The 19363-nt window shown below is 71.1% G+C and carries 15 protein-coding genes and 1 pseudogene; 4 read left to right on the top strand and 12 right to left on the bottom strand.

All coding sequences use genetic code 11. The annotated features are described in order from the left end of the window. Positions 1-89, top strand: a pseudogene (locus tag A5648_RS25110) (hypothetical protein); the annotation flags it as partial. 81 nt (positions 90-170) lie between these two features. On the opposite strand, the gene argH reads toward A5648_RS25110, so the two are convergent. From argH to argC, 8 genes are all read right to left on the bottom strand, one after another. Continuing rightward, the gene (gene argH / locus A5648_RS16040; RefSeq protein WP_065025495.1) at positions 171-1583 is read right to left on the bottom strand and encodes an argininosuccinate lyase; all 1413 of its coding nucleotides are present in this window, start codon (positions 1581-1583) and stop codon (positions 171-173) included. 88 nt (positions 1584-1671) lie between these two features. Continuing rightward, a complete protein-coding gene (locus tag A5648_RS16035; RefSeq protein ID WP_064855882.1) occupies positions 1672-2868 on the bottom strand; it encodes an argininosuccinate synthase in 1197 nt (398 codons plus the stop codon). Positions 2869-2895: 27 nt separating this feature from the next. After that, entirely contained in the window at positions 2896-3381 is a 486-nt protein-coding gene (locus A5648_RS16030) for an arginine repressor (RefSeq protein ID WP_065025494.1), read from the bottom strand. Beyond that, positions 3378-4304 carry an ornithine carbamoyltransferase gene (gene argF, locus A5648_RS16025; RefSeq protein WP_065025493.1) on the bottom strand — a complete coding sequence of 309 codons (927 nt, stop codon included), beginning with the start codon at positions 4302-4304 and terminating at the stop codon, positions 3378-3380. Before argF ends, A5648_RS16030 begins: the two co-directional genes overlap by 4 nt. Next, positions 4301-5479 carry an acetylornithine transaminase gene (locus A5648_RS16020; protein ID WP_065025492.1) on the bottom strand — a complete coding sequence of 393 codons (1179 nt, stop codon included), beginning with the start codon at positions 5477-5479 and terminating at the stop codon, positions 4301-4303. Before A5648_RS16020 ends, argF begins: the two co-directional genes overlap by 4 nt. Next, positions 5476-6351, bottom strand: a complete 876-nt coding sequence (gene argB / locus A5648_RS16015) for an acetylglutamate kinase (protein WP_065025491.1) — start codon at positions 6349-6351, stop codon at positions 5476-5478. Before argB ends, A5648_RS16020 begins: the two co-directional genes overlap by 4 nt. Then, positions 6348-7550 carry a bifunctional glutamate N-acetyltransferase/amino-acid acetyltransferase ArgJ gene (argJ, locus tag A5648_RS16010; RefSeq protein WP_065025490.1) on the bottom strand — a complete coding sequence of 401 codons (1203 nt, stop codon included), beginning with the start codon at positions 7548-7550 and terminating at the stop codon, positions 6348-6350. Before argJ ends, argB begins: the two co-directional genes overlap by 4 nt. After that, a complete protein-coding gene (gene argC, locus A5648_RS16005; RefSeq protein ID WP_065025489.1) occupies positions 7547-8605 on the bottom strand; it encodes an N-acetyl-gamma-glutamyl-phosphate reductase in 1059 nt (352 codons plus the stop codon). The genes argJ and argC overlap by 4 nt, the downstream gene beginning before the upstream one ends. A gap of 131 nt (positions 8606-8736) precedes the next feature. On the opposite strand from argC, the gene A5648_RS16000 reads away from it, so the two are divergent. Beyond that, entirely contained in the window at positions 8737-9369 is a 633-nt protein-coding gene (locus A5648_RS16000) for a maleylpyruvate isomerase family mycothiol-dependent enzyme (RefSeq protein ID WP_065025488.1), read from the top strand. A 13-nt stretch (positions 9370-9382) separates the two neighbouring features. On the opposite strand, the gene A5648_RS15995 is transcribed toward A5648_RS16000, so the two are convergent. Further along, positions 9383-10828: a dihydrolipoyl dehydrogenase family protein gene (locus A5648_RS15995; RefSeq protein WP_065025487.1), complete on the bottom strand. Its 1446-nt coding sequence runs from the start codon at positions 10826-10828 to the stop codon at positions 9383-9385. Positions 10829-11080: 252 nt separating this feature from the next. Between A5648_RS15995 and A5648_RS15990 the strand changes: the two genes are divergently transcribed. Together A5648_RS15990 and A5648_RS15985 are read left to right on the top strand one after the other, a co-directional pair. Next, a complete protein-coding gene (locus tag A5648_RS15990; protein WP_065025486.1) occupies positions 11081-11311 on the top strand; it encodes a hypothetical protein in 231 nt (76 codons plus the stop codon). Beyond that, positions 11301-11618, top strand: coding sequence for a type II toxin-antitoxin system PemK/MazF family toxin (locus A5648_RS15985; protein ID WP_065025485.1), 318 nt, complete (start codon positions 11301-11303; stop codon positions 11616-11618). The genes A5648_RS15990 and A5648_RS15985 overlap by 11 nt, the downstream gene beginning before the upstream one ends. 2 nt (positions 11619-11620) lie before the next feature. Here the strand turns inward: A5648_RS15985 and pheT are convergent, their stop codons facing one another. The 3 genes from pheT to A5648_RS24935 all read right to left on the bottom strand — a co-directional run bounded on the left by pheT (position 11621) and on the right by A5648_RS24935 (position 19317). Then, positions 11621-14107, bottom strand: a complete 2487-nt coding sequence (gene pheT / locus A5648_RS15980) for a phenylalanine--tRNA ligase subunit beta (protein ID WP_065025484.1) — start codon at positions 14105-14107, stop codon at positions 11621-11623. Then, entirely contained in the window at positions 14107-15159 is a 1053-nt protein-coding gene (gene pheS, locus A5648_RS15975) for a phenylalanine--tRNA ligase subunit alpha (RefSeq protein WP_065025483.1), read from the bottom strand. The genes pheT and pheS overlap by 1 nt, the downstream gene beginning before the upstream one ends. A 111-nt stretch (positions 15160-15270) precedes the next feature. After that, entirely contained in the window at positions 15271-19317 is a 4047-nt protein-coding gene (locus A5648_RS24935; protein WP_165607361.1) for a PGRS repeat-containing protein, read from the bottom strand. Between the last annotated feature and the right edge of the window lie 46 nt (positions 19318-19363).

Below are 19363 nucleotides of genomic sequence, written 5' to 3'. Positions count from 1 at the left end.
TTCTGAGCTGACCCCGCAGGTGCGCGAGGTGCTCACCGTCGAAGGTTCGGTGGCCTCCCGCGACGCCCGCGGCGGCACCGCACCGGTGCACTGCGGCAGCAGTCCGCACACCGCGATCGCCGACAGCAGCCGGATACTTCGGCGGCCGGTGCTCGGCCCGGCCGGAGCGCTCAGCCGTCGAGCCATTGCCGCTGCCGCGCAGTGCGTTCGGCCAGACCGGCCAGCTGGTCGGCGACCCGCGCCGGTGCGGTGCCGCCGCGGGCGTCGCGGGAGGCCACCGAACCTTCGACGGTGAGCACCTCGCGCACCTGCGGGGTCAGCTCAGAACTGATGGCGGCCAGTTCGGCGTCGGTGAGTTCGTCGAGGCCGACGCCGCGCTGCTCGGCGGCCTTGACCGCAGCGCCCGCCGCCTCGTGCGCGACCCGGAACGGAACGCCTTGCCGCACCAGCCATTCGGCGATGTCGGTGGCCAGGGTGTAGCCGGCCGGCGCCAGCTCGGCCATCCGCTCGGTGTCGAAGCGCAGGGTGCCGACCAGCCCGGCCATCGCCGGTAGCAGCAGTTCCAGCTGGGCCGCCGAGTCGAACACCGGCTCCTTGTCCTCTTGCAGGTCGCGGTTGTAGGCCAACGGCTGGGCTTTCAGGGTCGCCAGCAGGCCGGTGAGGTTGCCGATCAGCCGGCCGGACTTGCCGCGGGCCAGCTCGGCGATGTCGGGGTTCTTCTTCTGCGGCATGATCGAGCTGCCGGTCGACCAGGAGTCGTGCAGTACCGCGTAGCCGAATTCCGTTGAGCTCCAGAGGATGATGTCTTCGGCCAGCCGGGACAGGTCGACGGCGATCATCGCGAACACGAACGCGCCCTCGGCGGCGAAGTCGCGTGCGGCGGTGGCATCGATCGAGTTGTCGGCGGCGGCGGTGAAGCCGAGCTCGGCGGCGATGGCGTCCGGGTTCAGACCCAGCGACGAACCGGCCAGTGCCCCCGATCCGTACGGCGAGACCGCGGCGCGGGCATCGAAGTCGATGATGCGGTCCACGTCGCGCAGCAGCGGGTGGGCGTGGGCGAGCAGGTGGTGGGCCAGCAGCACCGGCTGGGCGGACTGCAGGTGCGTCTTGCCCGGCATGATCGCGCTCGGGTGGGCGGCGGCCTGGTGCGCGAGCGCGTCGACCACGTCGAGCACCCCGGCGGCCACCCGCCGGACCGCTTCGCGCAGCCACATCCGAAACAGCGTGGCCACCTGGTCGTTTCGTGACCGCCCGGCGCGCAGCCGGCCGCCCAGCTCGGCGCCGACCCGGTCGATCAGGCCGCGTTCCAGCGCGCCGTGCACGTCCTCGTCGGTGACCAGCGGGCCGAAGCTGCCGTCGGCGACGTCAGCGCCGAGGTTGTCCAGACCGGCGAGCAGACCGTCGCGTTGTTCGTCGCTGAGCAGCCCGGCGTCGTGCAGCACCTTCGCGTGCGCCTTGGACGCGGCGACGTCGTAGGGGGCCAGCACCCAGTCGAAGTGGGTGGATTTGCTCAGCGCGGCCAGTGCGTCCGACGGGCCTTCGGCGAACCGCCCACCCCACAGGGATCCCTCGTTGGTGCTCATGCGGTCACCTTTCTCCGGCGAGAAGACGCGAAAGCCCTTAAATCCGCTCCTCTGAGGGGGCTTTCGCGTCTGCTCGCGGTCAAATATGTCAGCCCAGATCCCGGCGGGCGGAGATCTTCGAGCTCAGCCCGTGGATCTCGACGAACCCACGCGCGGCGGTCTGGTCGAAGGTGTCGCCCTCGTCGTAGGTGGCCAGGTTGAAGTCGTACAGCGACTCCGCGCTGCGCCGGCCGTTCACCGCGATGTGCCCACCGTGCAGCACCAGCCGCACCTCACCGGACACGTGCTGCTGGGTGTGCGCCACAAACGACTCCAGGGCCGACTTCAGCGGCGAGTACCACAGCCCGTCATACACCAGCTCGGCCCACTTCTGGTCGGTATGCCGCTTGAACCGGCCCAGCTCGCGCTCCAGGGTGACGTGCTCGAGCTCGGTGTGCGCCGTGATCAGCACCATGGCACCGGGCGCCTCGTAGATCTCGCGGCTCTTGATGCCCACCAGCCGGTCCTCGACCACGTCCAGGCGGCCCACGCCCTGGGCGCCGGCGCGCCGGTTGAGCTCGACGATGGCCTCCAGCACCGACACCGGCTTGCCGTCGATCGAGACCGGGACCCCGCGCTCGAAACCGACGATCACCTCGTCGGGGGTGTTCCAGTTGACCGTCGGGTCCTCGGTGTAGTCGTAGACGTCCTTGGTCGGCGCATTCCACAGGTGCTCGAGGAACCCGGTCTCCACCGCCCGGCCCCACACGTTCTGGTCGATGGAGAACGGCGAGCGCTTGGTGACGTTGATCGGGATGTCGTTCTCCTCGGCGAACGCGATCGCCTTCTCCCGGGTCCAGGCGTAGTCGCGGACCGGGGCCAGCACCTTGAGATCCGGTGCCAGCGAGGCGAATCCGACCTCGAAGCGGACCTGATCGTTGCCCTTGCCGGTGCAGCCGTGCGCGACGGTGCCGCCGCCGTGTTCACGGGCCGCGGCCACCAAGTGCTTGACGATCAGCGGCCGGCTGATCGCCGAGACCAGCGGGTAGCGGTCCATGTAGAGCGCGTTGGACTGAATGGTGGGCAGGCAGTAGCCCTCGGCGAACTCGTCGCGGGCGTCGACCACGACGGCTTCGACGGCACCGCAGTCCAGGGCCCGCTGGCGCACCAGTTCCATGTCCTCGCCGCCCTGGCCGAGGTCGATGGCGACGGCGACGACCTCGCGGCCGGTCTCCTTGCCGATCCAGCTGATCGCCACCGAGGTGTCCAGGCCGCCGGAATACGCCAGGATGACGCGTTCGGACATCGAGATTCTCCTTGCTTCGTGCTGTATCTACTGCAGGTCTTTGAGGGTGGCGGCGAGTTCGGCGCCGGTCATCGGCTCGCGCGCTGCCACGAAGATGGTGTCATCCCCGGCGATGGTGCCGACGACGTACGGTAGCGCGGCCCGGTCCAGGGCGCTGGCCAGGTAGTCCGCCGCGCCGGGCGGGGTGCGCAGCACCGCGAGGTTTCCGGTGGCGTCGGTGGACACCAGCAGCTCCCCCAGCAGCCGGCACAGCCGGTCGGTGCCGCCGGACAGTCGCATCGGGTTGCCGTCCTCGGGGATGACGTACCCGCCGGCTCCTCCATCGGGGCCCCGCAGCTTCACCGCGCCGAGTTCCTCCAGATCCCGCGACAGCGTGGCCTGGGTGACCTCGATGCCGTCGGCGGCCAGCAGCGCGGCCAGCTCGGTCTGGCTGCGCACCGCTTCGGCGGACAGCAGCTCCCGGATGCGGGCTTGACGGCCCACCCGCGTGACGGAGCTGTCCGGCCGGCTCATCGCGACCGTTCCAGCAACCACACCAACAGCGCCTTCTGCGCGTGCAGCCGGTTCTCGGCCTCGTCCCACACCGCGCTGCGCGGCCCGTCGATTACCGCGTCGGTGATCTCGTCGCCGCGATGCGCCGGAAGGCAGTGCAGCACAGTGACTTCCGAGTCAGCGAGCGCGACGAGTTCGTCGTTGATCTGGTAGGGACGAAACGGCGCCACGCGGTCCAGTCCGTCGTCTTCTTGGCCCATCGAGGTCCAGGTGTCGGTGACCAGCACATCGGCGCCGCGAGCCGCCTGGGCCGCATCGGTGGTGACGGTGACCGAGGCGCCGGTGTCGGCGGCGCGCTGCTCCGCGGCGGCGACGACGGCGGGATCAGGTGTGAAGCCGTCCGGTGCGGCGACGGTGACGTGCAGTCCGGCGGTGACGCCGCCGAGCATCAGCGAGTGCGCCATGTTGTTGGCCCCGTCACCGAGATAGGTCAGCGTCAGGCCTTTGAGTGCACCCTTGCGTTCGGCGATGGTCTGCAGATCGGCCAGCACCTGGCAGGGGTGGAACTCATCGGAGAGCGCGTTGACGATCGGGACGGCTGCCGTGCCGGCCATTGCGGTCAGCCGGTCCTGGGCGAAGGTGCGCCACACGATGGCATCGACGTAGCGCGACAACACCCGCCCGGTGTCCTCCAGGGTTTCGTCGCGGCCCAGCTGGGTGGACCGGCCGTCGACGACGACGGCGTGCCCGCCCAGTTGGGCGATACCGATCTCGAACGAGAACCGGGTGCGGGTGGAGTTCTTGTCGAAGATCACCGCGACCCCGTGCGGCCCCTCCAGCGGCCGCCGGCTGAACGGCTGCGCTTTCAGTTCGGCTGCCAAGGACAGGATTTCGGCCTGCTCGGCCGGGCTGACGTCGTCGTCGCGCAGGAAGTGGCGGATCATTGCCCGGCCTCCTGGGCGGTGTCGAGCACCGCCGGCAGCGCGGTGAGGAAACCATCAACCTGCTCTTCGGTGATGATCAGGGGCGGGGCCAGCCGCACCACGCCCGGTGCGGCGGCGTTGACCAGGAACCCGGCGTCGCGGGCCGCGGCCTCAACGGCTTTGGCCGCCGGTGCGGTCAGCACCACGCCCTGCAGCAGGCCCTTGCCGCGGACGTGGTCGACCAGCGGATGGTGCAGTTCCTCAATGCGGTGGCTCAGTGACTTTCCGAGCATCCCGGCCCGGGCAATCAGATCCCCGTCGGCTAGCGCCCGCAGCACTCCCAGCGCGGCCGCGGTGCAGATCGGGTTGCCGCCGAAGGTGCTGCCGTGGGCGCCCGGGGTCAGCAGGTCGCCGGCGGCGCCGACGGCCAGGCAGGCGCCGATCGGCAGGCCACCGCCGAGTCCCTTGGCCAGCGTGACGATGTCGGGGGTGATGCCGTCGTGCTGGTGGGCGTAGAACGCCCCGGTGCGCCCGACGCCGGTCTGCACCTCATCGAACACCAGCAGCGCCCCGTGGGCGGCGGTGATGCCGCGGGCCTCGGCCAGGTAGCCGGCGGGCGGGACGACGACGCCGCCCTCGCCCATGATCGGTTCCAGGAAGACCGCCGCGGTGGTCGCATCGACGGCGTCGGCAAGCGCTTTGGTGTCCCCGTAGGGCACGAAGGTGATCTCGCCGGGCAGCGGCTCGAACGGGGCCCGCTTGTCGGGCTGGCCGGTCAACGCCAGTGATCCCATGGTGCGGCCGTGGAATGCTCCTTGGGCGGCAACGATCTTCGTCTTCCCGGTGAGCCGGGTGATCTTGAAGGCGGCCTCGTTGGCCTCGGCGCCGGAGTTGCAGAAGAAGACCCGTGCGGGGGTCCCCAAGTGGTCGGTCAGCGCTTCGGCCAGCGCAATACCCGGTTCGGTGGCATACAGATTCGAGGTGTGCCCCAGGGTGTTCAGCTGGCTGGTGACGGCCTCGATCACCGCTGGGTGCCGGTGGCCGAGCACGTTGACCGCGATGCCGCCGAGCAGGTCGAGGTAGCTCTTCCCGGATTCGTCGGTGACCACCGCGCCGTCACCGCTGACCAGCGCCAGCGGCGGCGTGCCGTAGTTGTTCATCATCACCGCAGACCAGCGATCCTGCAGGCCTGTCATGGGTTCACCACCTTGGTTCCGGTGCCGGCGTGGGTGAACAACTCGACCAGTACGCAGTGTTCGACCCGGCCGTCGATGATGTGGGCGCTGGGCACCCCACCGCGAACGGCACGCAGGCAGGCTTCGACTTTGGGAATCATCCCGGATTCCAGCTTGGGCAGCAGCTGCTCCAACGTGGTGGTGTCGATCTCGCTGATCAGCGAATCGGTGTCGGGCCAGTCGGTGTAGAGGCCTTCGACGTCGGTGAGCATCAGCAGTTTCTCGGCCCGCAGAGCTTCAGCCAGGGCGGCCGCGGCGGTGTCGGCGTTGATGTTGTGCACCACGCCGTCGGCGTCGGGCGCCAGCGTGGAGACCACCGGAATCCGGCCCGCGGCAATCAGATCCAGCACCGCAGCGGTGTTGACCTGGTCGACGTCGCCGACCAATCCGATGTCGGTGGCGACCCCGTCGACGGTGACACTGCGCCGCACCGCGGTGAACAGCGCGGCGTCCTCACCGGTGATGCCGACGGCGTAGGGCCCGTGGGCGTTGATCAGCCCGACGAGTTCCCGGCCCACCTGACCGAACAGCACCATGCGCGCCACGTCGAGCACTTCCGGTGTGGTGACCCGGAATCCGCCTTTGAAGTCGCCTTCGATGCCGAGCCGCTTGAGCATGGCGCTGATCTGCGGGCCGCCGCCGTGCACCACCACCGGCTGGATGCCGCAGTTGAGCAGGAAGGCCATGTCCGCGGCGAAGGCGTGCTTGAGGGTGTCGTCGGTCATGGCGTTGCCGCCGTATTTGACGACGACGATTTTGCCGTGCAGCTGCTGGAGCCAGGGCAGCGCTTCGGCCAGCACCTGGGCCTTGTCGTGTGTGGTCAGTTCGCTCATGAGCTATACGCGGAGTTCTCTTCGACGTAGGCGTGGGATAGGTCGGTGGTGCGCACGCTGGCGTGCCCGGTGCCCTGGTTCAGCTCGACGGTGACGTCGACGTCCGCGCCGGACAGGTCGACCTCGCGGGCACCGGGCATCGGCATGCCCTCGCTGAACACCGGGGAGCCGTTGAAGGACACCGTGATCCGGTTCGGGTCGATCGCGAACGGCACCATTCCCACCGCTGCCAGCACCCGGCCCCAGTTCGGGTCGGAGCCGAACAGTGCGGTCTTGACCAGGCTGTCGCGGGCGATGCACCGGGCGGCAACCAGCGCCTCGTCGTCGCCGCCGGCACCGGTGACGGTGATCGTGACCTTCTTGGTGACGCCTTCGGCGTCGGCCTGCAGTTGAGCGCACAGGTCATCGCAGGCGGCCAGCACCGCGGCGTCGAGATCGTCCTGGCTGGGCGTGATCTCGCTGGCGCCCGACGCCAGCAGCAGCACCGTGTCGTTGGTGGAGCAGCTGCCGTCGATGTCGAGGCGGTCGAAGGTCAGGGCGGCGGCCCGGCGCAGCGCGGTGTCGAGTGCGGCCGCGTCGGCCTTTGCGTCGGTGGTCAGCACCACCAGCATGGTGGCCAGCGAGGGGGCCAGCATGCCGGCGCCTTTGGCCATCCCACCCAGGGTCCAGTTGTTCTTGTGGTGCAGCGCAACCTGTTTGGGCACGGTGTCGGTGGTCATGATCGCCCGGGCGGCTTCATCGCCGCCGACCAGTCCCCCGGCCATCTCGTGCACCACTTCGGTGACCCCGGCCAGCAGCTTGTCCATCGGCAGCCGGTCGCCGATCAGCCCGGTGGAGCAGACCGCCACCTCGGCTGCCCCGGTGTCGGTGCCCCAATCGCTCAGCGCGGCGGCGACGGCTTCGGCGGTGGTGTGGGTGTCTTGGAAACCACCTGGGCCGGTGCAGGCATTGGCGCCGCCGGAGTTGAGGATCACCGCCCGCAGCCGGCCGCCGGTGAGCACTTGTTGGCTCCACAGCACCGGCGCCGCCTTGACCTGGTTGCGAGTGAAAACCCCAGCGGCGCTGTAGTCCGGCCCCTCGTTGAACACCAGCGCGAGGTCCGGCGACCCGGAAGCCTTGATACCGGCGGCGATTCCAGCCGCCCGGAAACCCGCCGGCGCGGTAACACCCTGCTCGCGAAGCAGCCGCGTCTCGGTCACGGCGCCACCCCGACCACGGACAGCCCTTCGGCCTCCGGCCAGCCCAGCGCCAGGTTCATCGCCTGTACCGCGGCGCCGCCGGTGCCCTTGACCAGGTTGTCGATCGCGGAGATCGCGATGAACGTCGAGGCGTCTTCGTCCACGGCGATCGCCAGGTGGGCGGCGTTGCTGCCGATCACCGAGCCCGTCTTGGGCAGCTGGCCCTCGGGAAGCAGATGCACGAACGGCTCGGCCTGGTAGGCCTTTTCGTAGGCGGCGCGCAGCTTCGGCAGCGGCGTGGTGGTTTTGGCCGTGCAGGTGGCCAGGATCCCCCGAGAGGCCGGGATCAGCACCGGGATGAAGGAGACGGTGACGTCGCGGTGGGTGACCGCCCGCAGGCCCTGGCCGATCTCCGGGGTGTGCCGGTGGGCGCCGCCGATGTTGTAGGCGCGCGCCGAACCGATCACCTCCGAGCCGAGCAGGTCGACCTTGGCGGCCTTGCCGGCACCGGAGGTGCCGCTGACCGCGACCACCGTGACGTCGGATTCGACCAGGCCGGCGGCGACGGCCGGAAACAGCGCCAGCAGCGCCGCGGTCGGGTAGCAGCCCGGCACCGCGATCCGCCGGGCGTCCTTGAGCTGCTCGCGTACCCCGGGCAGCTCGGGCAGCCCGTAGGGCCAGGTCCCGGCGTGCGCGGAGCCGTAGAAGCGTTCCCAATCGGTCGGGTCGCCCAGCCGGAAGTCCGCGCCGCAGTCCACCACCAGGGTGTCGTCGTCGAGCTGTTCGGCCAGCATGGCCGAATGTCCGTGCGGCAGGCCGAGAAACACCACGTCGTGGCCGGTCAGGACATCGATCTCGGTCGGCTGGAGCACCCGGTCGGCCAGCGGCATCAGGTTGGGGTGCTGCTCGCCCATGGTGCTGCCGGCGTTGCCGGCGGCGGTCAGCGCCCCGATGGTCATCCGGCCGTCGGCATAGGCGGGGTGCCCCAGCAGCAGTCGCAGGATCTCACCGCCGGCGTACCCGCTGGCACCGGCCACCGCTACCTTGATCGCTTTGGTCACTGCGTGATTCTGCATGATTATGCGCGCAGACGCAAATTCATTATATGGGTTGCGCGAGCGGACGCGGGTTATGTCAGCCGCCACGGTACCTTGCGACGCGAACGCACCGGAGTACCTAACGTAGGCATTCAGACGAAGGGGACACCGTGAACACTGAAGACATCTGGCGAGCCGTCGACGTCGAGCGGCGCAGCCTGGTGGAGCTGTTGGAACACCTCACCGCACTGCAGTGGAGTCACGCCAGCCTGTGCCAGGGGTGGCAGGTCCGAGATGTGGTCGCCCATCTGGCGATCTCGGCCCACGCCCACGTCGGCCGAATCCTGGTAAGTCTGCTGCGGGCTCGCGGCAGCGTCGACCGCATGATGCTCGATACCGCGACTCGACACGCCGCCAAGACCGATGACCATGAGCTGCTCGCCGAGTTGCGCAGCACCATCGGCTCACGCTTCACCGCCGTCAGCACCACCCCGACGGATCGACTGATGGATCTGCTGGTGCACGGCCAGGACATCGCGGTGCCACTCGGCCTGCAGCGCGTGATGCCCACGGATGCAGCGCAAGTGGCGCTCGAACGGGTCTGGAACCCGCGATTCCCCTTCTACGCGGCTACCCGGTTGGCGCCCTTCCGGTTGCGCGCGGTGGACACCGCTTGGACGGAGGGCTCCGGTCCGCTCATCGAAGGGCCGGTGGCGGCGCTACTCATGCTGGCAACCGGGCGCGACTCGGCCGCGCTGCCCCACCTCAGCGGCGAAGGCGCAGAGTCACTGCGAAACGGCTGACTGCTGTGGTCGGCTAGCTGCCGGGGCCCGCATCGCGGTAGGCCTCCAGGAGCCGCAACCAGACTTCGCTGATTGTCGGGAAGCACGGCACGGCATGCCAGAGCCGGCTGATCGGCACCCGGCCGGCGACGGCGATGGTTGCGGAGTGCAGCAATTCGGCGACGCCGGGGCCGACGAACGTGACGCCGAGCAAGTACTGCTCATCGGTGTCGACCACCATCCGGGCTCGCCCGGTGTAGCCGTCGGCGTGCAGTTTGGCGCCCATCACCGCCTCGCCGATCTCGACGTCGACAGCCCGCACCCGATGCCCGACCTGTTGCGCCTGCTCGGCGGAGAGCCCGACCGCGGCGGCTTCGGGGTCGGTGAAGAACACCTGCGGGACGGCGTGCTGGTCGGCGGTGGCGGCATGTGCGCCCCAGGGGGCGGTGTCCAACGGCTTGCCGGCCGCCCGGGCGCCGATGGCGTCACCGGCGATGCGGGCCTGGTACTTGCCTTCGTGGGTCAGCAGAGCTCGGTGATTGGCATCGCCGCAGGCGTAGAGCCAGCCGTCGCTCACCGCGCTTACCCGGCAGGTGTCGTCGACGTTGAGCCAGTCGCCGGGCGTCAGGCCGACGGTTTCTAGACCGATGTCGTCGGTCAGGGGCGCGCGGCCCGTGGCGAAGAGCACCTCGTCGACTTCGAGCTCGCTGCCGTCGGTCAGTTCGAGCCGCACCGGGCCGTCGGCGTCGGAGCGATGTAGCCGGGCGACCGAAACACCGGTCCGCAGCTCCACTCCCGCCTCGGTGAGCCCGCGAGCCACGTATTCGCCGACGAAGGACTCCATCCGCGGCAGCAGTCCCGACCCGCGAACCAACATCGTCACCGAGGCACCCAAACCCTGCCAGGCGGTGGCCATTTCGGCGCCCACTCCCCCGCCCCCGACGACGGCGAGGCGACCCGGTACCGAACTGGAGTCGGTGGCTTCCCGGTTGGTCCACGGCCGGGCCTCGGCCATGCCGGGAAGGTCCGGAAGCGCCGCGCGGGTGCCGGTGCAGATCACGACGGCATGCCGGGCGCTCAGCGTCATGATGTCGCCGCCGGGCGTGGTGACCGCCACCCGTCGTGGGCCGGCCAGGCGCCCGTGGCCGCGCACCAGCGTCGCGCCGATGCCGGCCACCCAGTCCGCCTGGCCGGCGTCGTCCCAATGGCTCACGTACCGATCCCGGCGGCGGAATGTCTCGCCGGCGTCGAGGGCGCCGTGGACCGCTTCGCGTGCGCCGGACACCCGGCGGGCGTCATCGAGCGCGAGCACCGGGCGCAGCAGTGCCTTGCTGGGAACGCAGGCCCAGTAGGAACATTCGCCGCCGACCAGTTCTCGTTCGACGATGGCCACAGTCAGTCCGGCGGCCCGGGCGCGGTCGGCGACGTTCTCGCCGACCGGTCCGGCCCCGAGTACGACGACGTCGTAGGTTTCGGTCATCGCGGCGAATCCTTTCGGAGGGACTGGCGAGCAAGCTGCGAGTCGACGCGGCGAAGCCCGCCAGTGCGGATTCGAGCAGAACGTGGCCGCCGTGGCGTCGGCCGTCGCGTTCGGGGTCTATCCCAGCATGGACGGCCGGGGGGCGCCACAGTTCGCGTGCGCGATTTGTTCCGGGAACGCCAGCCTCATCTGACGTGCAGAGATACAGATTGTAGCCCTTATCCCCGTGCAGAACCGACTACAATCCGAACCATGGGAACATTAACGATCCGCACTGATAGCGAGGTGGAGCGGGCATTGGCTGCGCTGACCAGCGAGGGACGCTCGCGATCAGAAGCAGCCCGCGCGGCAATCCTGGATGCCGAACGCGCCCGCCGCCGGGAACGCATGCGCGCCGAAGCCGACGAACTGCGCAACGACCCCGACGATGTCGCCGCTTCGCGCGAACTGGCGGCAGAGATGGACGACCTCCGTGCGTGGTGACGTCTATCGCTTACGGGCACCCAAGGATGCGCGCGGCCATGAGCAGTCGGGGTCGCGTTACGCGGTCGTGGTGCAATCCGACGATCTCCCGCTATCGACGTGGATCGTCGCGCCAACGTCGACCGGCCGCCGCGCAGCCTCGTTCCGCCCAGAGATCGAGATCGGCAGCGGCACAACGCGCGTCCTCGTCGAACAACTCACCGTGATCGACCCACAGCAGCGGCTCGGCGAGTTTGTCGGGCGGTTGAGCACAAGCGAGCTGCAGGACGTCGACACCGCGCTCCGAGCGGTGCTGGCGCTGGACTGAGATTAAGCGCGCAGGACCGCGCCGACGCGCTCGGCCGCACACGCCACCGCCGCATCGCGAGCCGCGCTGGCCTCGTCCTCGGTCAGGGTGCGATCGGTGGCCCGGAAGCGCAGCGCGAACGCCAGCGACTTGCGGCCGTCGGCGACCTGCGGGCCGGTGTAGACGTCGAACAGGGCGATGTTCTCCAGCAGCTCGCCGGCGCCGTCGCGCACCGCATCGGCCACCGACGCCGCCGTCACCTTCTCATCGACCACCAGCGCGACGTCCTGGAACACCGCTGGGAACGGCGAGACCCGCGGCGCGGGCAGCGACTGCGCAATCGGAATGGCATCCAGGTTCAACTCGACCGCGCAGGTGGCCTTGGGCAGCCCGGCGCGTTCGATGACGGCCGGATGCAGCTGGCCGGCGTGACCGATCACGGTCTCACCGATCAGCACCTCGGCGCAGCGACCCGGATGCCACGGCAGGTACGCCCCAGCCCGCAGCGTGACCTCCACGCCGCTGGCGCGGGCGATGGTGCGGGCGGCCTCGATGGCGTCGGCGGCCTCCACCGGCCGGCCCGGACCCCACGGCCCGCGCGGCTCGGCCAGACCGGTCAGCGCGACCGCGATGTGCTGCGGCTGACGCGGCAGGGCGTCGTCGATGGCCGCGATCTCGGCGTCGGTGGGACGACGATCCACTGCGACGCCCGGCAGATCGGTCGAGCCGCCAGCGCGCTGCACCACCTGGGCGATGGCGAACAGGGCGACGTCGCCGATGCCGCGGGATACGTTGCGCCCCAATGCTTCGAGCAGGCCGGGCAGCAGCGTGCTGGCCAGTTGCGGACGGTCGGCCTCCAGCGGGTTGAGCACCGAGACAGTGGCGCGGCGCGGGTCGTCGTCGGCCAGGCCCCAAGTGTCGAACACCCCGGCCGGCAGGAACGGCGTGGGCAGCACCTCGACGTAGCCGGCCAGCGCCAGCGACTTGCCGATCGCGCGGCGACGCCGCTGGGTGTCGGTCAGGCCGCGCCCGGCCGGTGCGGCGGGCAGCACCGACGGGATGGACTCCAGGCCCTCCAGGCGCAGCACCTCTTCGACCAGGTCGGCGGGCTGGCGCAGATCCGGGCGCCAGCTGGGCGGGGTGACGGTCATAACGGCGCCGTCATCCGTTACCGCGCAGCCGATCTGGGTCAGCCGCCGCGCCGTGGTGCCGGCGGGATAGTCCACTCCGGCGGTGCGATCCGGCAGGTCGGCGGTGATCTCGATCGGCGCCGGGTTCCAGTGCTCGACGGGCGGGTCGCCGCGCCAGTCGGTCAGGGTGGGTTCGACGACTCCCCCGGCGATCTCGGCCAGCAGCGCCGCGCAGCGATCCAGCACGGCCACCGAGATGGCCGGATCGACGGAGCGTTCGTAGCGCCGTGCCGCCTCGCTGGGCAGGTGCAGCCGCCGCGCGGTCCGCGACACCGCTGCGGGATCCCAGATCGCGGCCTCCAGCAGCACGTCGGTGGAGTCGTCGCGCATTTCGGTGCTGCCCGAGCCCATCACGCCGCCGATGGCGGCGGTGGCGACATCGTCGACGATCAGCACGTCGGCCGGGTCCAGCTTGCGTTCGATGTCATCAAGGGTGGTGACGGTCTCCCCGTCCCGGGCGAAGCGCACGCCGAATCCGCCGGTGATCCGCGCCCGGTCGTGGGCGTGCATCGGGTGTCCGAGTTCGACCATCACGTAGTTGGTGGCATCGACGGCCGGGGAGATCGCCCGGATGCCGCAGAGCAGCAGCCGCCGCTGCAGCCACCACGGCGATACCGCCGCCGGGTCGATACCGGTGACCGGGCGCAGCGCGAACCGGCGCACCCCGGTGTCCGGTTGCACGTTCAGCGGCCACGCCTCACCCTCGGCGGGCAGCGCCGGAACCGCGGCAGGGTCGGCGAAGTCGATGTCCAGCGCGCAGGCCAGATCGCGTGCCAGGCCGCGCACCGACATGCAGTAGCCCCGGTCGGGGGTGATGGCCAGCTCGAACACCACATCGTCGAGACCGAGCACCTCGGCGGCGTCGGCGCCCGGCTCGGCGGTGCCCTCGGGCAGCACCAGGATGCCGGAATGGTCGGTGCTCAACCGTATTTCGGATGCCGAGCAGATCATCCCGTCCGAGGTGCGCCCGTAGGTCTTGCGGGTGGCGATGGCGAAGTCACCGGGCAGCACCGCGCCGGGCAGTGCCACCGCGACCAGGTCGCCGACCACGAAATTGGTGGCGCCGCAAACGATGTCACGCGGCTCGGCTTCGCCGACGTCGACGCGGCAGGCCCGGATCGGCTTCTTGAACTCGGTGAGTTCTTCGATCTCCACGACGCGGCCGACCTTGAACGGCCCGGTGACCGGGCCCAGGGTGTGCACGCCTTCAACCTCGTGACCGACCCGCAGCAGGGCCTGCTCCATCTCGGGCGCGGAAAGGTCGAAGTCCGGTGCGCCCGCAGTCAAGGCTTCACGCAGCCAGCTGTAGGGAATGCGCATCAGGCACCCGCCCCGAACGGCAGGGAGAACCGGACGTCGCCCTCGACCATGTCGCGCATGTCGGGAATGCCGTTGCGGAACTGCAGGGTTCGCTCCAATCCCATGCCGAACGCGAACCCGGAGTATTCGTCCGGGTCGATGCCCACGGCGCGCAGCACGTTGGGGTGCACCATCCCGCAGCCGCCCCACTCGACCCAGCCGGCGCCGCCCTTGCGGCCCTCGAACCAGATGTCGACCTCGGCGGACGGCTCGGTGAACGGGAAGAAGTGCGGCCGGATGCGGGTCTTGGCGGCCGGCCCGAACTCGGATTGCGCGAAGGCGTCCAGGGTGCCGCGCAGGTGCGCCATGGTCAGGCCGCGATCCACCGCGAGCCCCTCGACTTGGTGGAACACCGGGGTGTGGGTGGCGTCGAGCTCGTCGGTGCGGAAGGTGCGCCCGATCGAGACGACGTAGACCGGCAGTTCGCGGGCCAGCAGCGCGCGGATCTGCACCGGGGAGGTGTGGGTGCGCAGCAGTTGGCGCGATCCGGCCGGGGCGATGTGAAAGGTGTCCTGGTCGCTGCGCGCCGGGTGGTCGACGGGAAAGTTCAGCGCGTCGAAGTTGAAGTGCTCGGCTTCGACCTCGGGGCCCTCGACCACTTCCCAGCCCATCGCGATGAAGGTGTCGGCGACGTGTTCGGCCAGCATCGTGATGGGGTGGCGGGCGCCGACGGGCCGGCGCGCCGAGGGCAGCGTGACGTCGATGCTCTCGGCGGCCAACACGGCGGCGTCGCGTTCGGCGCGCAGGGCCGCCAGCCGCTCGTCGTAGGCGCGCTGGGCGTCGGTGCGGGCGGCGTTGACGCGCTTGCCGGCATCGGCGCGGTCGGCCTTGTCCAGTTTGGCCAACGCCTGGCGGGCCAGGGCCAGCGGCGCCCGGTCACCGAGATGCTCGGTTTTGGCGTGCGCCAGTGCGTCCAGGTCGGCGGCGGCGTCGAAGGCGTTCTGCGCTGCCTGCAGCGCCGAACTCAGGGTCGCGTCGGAGACGACGGACGGGTCGACCGGTTGTTCGCCCACGCGACGAGACTCCCCCTACTGGCTATGACTTTGGTTGAGACGCAAGCGTCGATCTTATCGACACGACGGCGAAAGCCCCGCACGTGGTGTGCGGGGCTTTCGGCCGTTGGGTTAGCTACCGGCTGGGGGCTCCGGATCGGGCGTTGCCGTGGGCACGGCGCCTTCGCTGCCGGCGGTGCCTTCGCCACCCGCGGTTCCGGTCGGAGCGGTCGGCTTGTCGGGCGTGTCGGCCTTCTCGGAGCCGGCGCTACCGCCGGTACCGCCGGTACCACCGGCGCCGCCCTTGATCTTGTCGACGCCATTGCCGCCGTTGCCGCCGTGGCCACCGTCGCCGCCGGTGCCTGGGTCGTCCTTGTCGGTGCTGCTGCCGCCGTTGCCGCCGTTGCCGCCGTTGCCGACGGTCACCGCCTGGCCGTTGGTCGGAGCGGTGCCGACGGTGAGCTTGCCGCCCTGTCCGCCGTCGCCGCCTTTACCGCCGTCGCCGGTGGCACTGTTGCCGCCGGCACCGCCGGCACCGCCGTCGTGAGCACGCCAGGTCGCGTCGCCGCCCTTTCCACCGTTACCGCCGGCGCCACCGTCACCGGTGGTGCCGGTGCCGCCGGCCCCGCCGGCGCCACCGGTGCCGCCGGAGCTGAACACGTTACCGCCGGTCGCGCCGTTCTCAGCGTCGCCGCCAGCTCCGCCGTCGCCACCGGTCGCACCGTTACCGCCGGCGCCGCCCTTGCCTCCGCTACCGCTGAAGGCGAGGATCTGGCCCTTGCCAGCCAGGTCGCCGCTGGCGTCGTTCCAGCCGGAGGCCTTGGCACCGTCCCCGCCGGCACCGCCGTCGCCGCCCGTGCCGTCGTCGCTGGCACCGCCGGCGCCGCCGGCGCCGCCGCTACCAGCGGTGATGGTCCCTACACCGCCGTTGCCGCCATTGCCGCCATGGCCCCCATCGCCGGAGACGACGGGCGGAGCCTCGGTGTCACCGTCGCCGCTTTCGCCGTCGCCGCCGGTGCCTGCGTCGCTGTCACCATCGTCGGCGGCGGGGACGGTGGCCGCACCACCGGCGCCGCCGTTACCGCCGGCGCCGCCCCAGATAACCCGGGTCCCGGCGTCGCTGGCCGCGGCCCCACCGTCGCCACCGTTGCCACCGGCGCCGCCATTACCGGTGATGGCGGTACCGCCGGCACCGCCGTTTCCACCGGCGCCGGAGACGCCCAGGATGGTGCCGGAGGCGAACTTGTTCGCGAACCCGTCGATGCGCCAGGTGCCATCAGACTTCCAGCCGAGCGCGGCGGCACCTGCGCCGCCGTCGCCGCCCTTACCGCCGTTGCCGTCGGTGGCGGTGGCGGCGCCGCCCTTGCCACCGGCGCCACCGGTGCCGCCGTACTGGCTGCCCGCCGCTGCGTCACCGCCGTGGCCGCCGTTGCCGCCATCACCGCTCTCGGTGCCGCCGGCGCCGCCGTTACCGCCGGCCCCGCCATTGCCACCCGTCGTCGCTCTGGTGGTGTCAGTGTCAGGGTCGAAGAACGCCTTGCCGCCCTCGCCGCCCTGGCCGCCGTCGCCATGGACGCCGCCGGTGCCGCCGTCGCCGCCGGCGCCGCCGTTCCAGTGGGTCTCATCGCCAGCCGCGCCGTCGCCGCCGTTGCCGCCACGGACCCCGTCGGTGTTGGCGTCGTCGCCTGCCTTTCCAGCGGTACCGGCTTCGCCGCCCGTGCCACCGGTGCCGGCCGCCCCCGCGGCGCCGCCGTTACCCGCGGTACCGATGTCGCCGGCGTTGCCGCCCTTGCCACCGGAGCCGTAGCCGTACTGGCCCTTCTCATTCCAGTCGCCGTTAGCGCCATCGCCGCCGTTGCCGCCGGCGCCGGCGTTGCCACCGGCACCGCCGTTGCCGCCGTCGCCGTTAACACCGGACTCGGAGTCCCCACCCGCGCCGCCGGCGCCACCGTGACCACCGGTGAAGCCGTCGCCGCCGTTACCGCCGTTGCCGGTGCCGCCGTCTTCGAAGCTGCCCTCTGCGCCCGTTACACCGGTGCCGCCGTTGCCGCCGGCACCGCCATCACCGCCGAGACCGCCCGCACCGGTGCCGGCGCCCTTGCCGCCGGTACCACCATCGCCGCCGTTACCGCCGTCGCTCGGCTTGGAGCCGTTGCCGTCGGCGCCGTTGCCGCCGTTGCCGCCGGCGCCACCGTTGCCATTGCTGCCGGCCCACGCGTCGCCGCCCTTGCCGCCGGTACCGCCATCGCCGCCGTAGGCACCATTGCCGCCGGTACCGCCGGCGCCACCATCGTTGTGCTGCGCGGTGCCAGCGGCGCCGTTACCGCCGCTACCACCCTTACTGGCCTCAGAGGGAGCCTTGCTGCCATCGGCGCCATCCGCGCCACTGCTTGCGCCCTCGCCGCCACCAGCGCCGCCCTTACCGCCCTGGCCGGCCTCTTCGCCGTTGGCGCCGGCCTGACCGCCATCACCGCCCTTACCATCGCCGTTGTTTGCCCAGGTGCCGTCCGCGCCCTTACCGCCGTCGCCACCCGCGCCGACCGCACCGCCGGCGCCGCCGGCGCCACCGGCGCCATAAGTCCCATCGGTGCCGGTGTCGCTCTTGGCCTGACCGCCTACGCCGCCCTTGCCGCCCGTGCCGCCGTCGAAGCCGTTGCCGCCTTGGCCGCCATTGCCGCCGTCTGCGCCCGCAGCGGTGGCGTCAGCGCCGGCCTGTCCCTTGATCCCGTCGTGCCCGGCGCCACCGGCACCACCGACGCCGCCATTGCCGCCGTTGCCCGCGTCGGTACCACCGTCACCGCCGGCTCCGCCGACACCGCCCGTGCCGCCGACCGCGCCATCGTCAGTGCCACCGACACCACCGGCGCCACCGGTGCCACCCGTGCCGCCGTTGCCGATCTTGCCGCCGTCACCACCGGTGCCACCATTGCCGCCCGTGCCTGCGTCGTGCGTGGCGTCACCATTACCGCCTGCGCCGCCAGTACCGCCGGAACCACCGTTACCGGTCTCGCCACCACTGCCACCGGTGCCACCAGCACCGCCGGCGCCCGCAGCCTGGCCGTCGCCGGCGTCCACACCGGCGCCACCGGTTCCGCCCTTGCCGCCGTCGCCGTTGATGGTGCTGTCCGCGCCGGTCGCGCCCTTACTGCCGAGCATGCCGCCCGTACCGCCCGCGCCGCCCTTGCCGACCGCGCCGCCGTCGCCGCCGTTTCCGCCGGTGCCACCGTCGGCCTGCTCGGCATTGCCTTCAGCGCCGGTGCCGCCCTGGCCGCCCGCGCCGCCGGCGCCGCCCTTGCCGCCGGCACCGCCGCCGCCGAACATCGACTTGGTGGCGTTACCGCCTGCGCCGCCGTTACCGCCGGCGTTGCCCGCGTGCCCGTCACCGCCGACGCCGCCGGTCGCCCAGTTGCCGGCGTCTCCGGTCGCACCGACCGTGCCCGCACCGCCGTTACCGCCGGCGCCGCCGATCCCGAACAGCCAGCCCATGGCGTCGCCGCCGGTGCCGCCGTTTGCGCCAATGCCACCCGCACCACCGGCGCCGCCGATGCCCATGATGGTCCCGCCGGCACCACCGGTACCGCCGACCTGTCCGTCCCACCCGGCACCGCCGGCCCCGCCGTTGCCGAACAGCCCGGCCGCACCGCCGTCGCCAGCTTCGACACCCTCCGCACCGGCGTAGCCCGCCCCGCCGGAGCCGAACCACAGTCCGCCGTCACCGCCGTCGACGTGATCCGCAGTGCCGGCAGCGCCGTCGCCGAGGTAGAACTCGCCCTCGGGCGCCCACCCGTTGATCATGTCGACGATCGATTTGTTAGCCGGGTTGTCGATCCAGGCATCGATCGACGAATACAGCGGCTGATAGAAGAACGTGTTGAACAGCGACGAGAGGTCAAAAGCGCTGGTGTCGGCCGCGATACCCGGGTCAGCCGATGAGTCGAACCAGGAGCTGATGTCCCAACCGCTGCTGTCCCAACCGCTGCTGTCCCAGCCCACCGCGGAATCTGAGACCGGGTTGAACAGGTCGGTCAGCCAGTCGAAGTCAAGGTCGGCGTGCGCCGTGGGAGCCGCGGCCAGCGGGGCCATGCCGAACGCCAGGAATGCCGCCACCGTGCTACCTGCACCGATCAGCCGATTGTTGGCCCTGCGCCCACTATTCCGGCGCTGCTCCCGACCTGCCATGATTCCCCGCTTCTGCACTGAAGGCGACCTGTGTAGAACGCAACAA

Source organism: Mycolicibacter sinensis, assembly GCF_001673565.1.
Taxonomy (GTDB): domain Bacteria; phylum Actinomycetota; class Actinomycetes; order Mycobacteriales; family Mycobacteriaceae; genus Mycobacterium; species Mycobacterium sinense_C.
The sequence above is the reverse complement of the archived record's forward strand: the minus strand, read 5'-3'. Positions and strand labels throughout refer to the sequence as shown.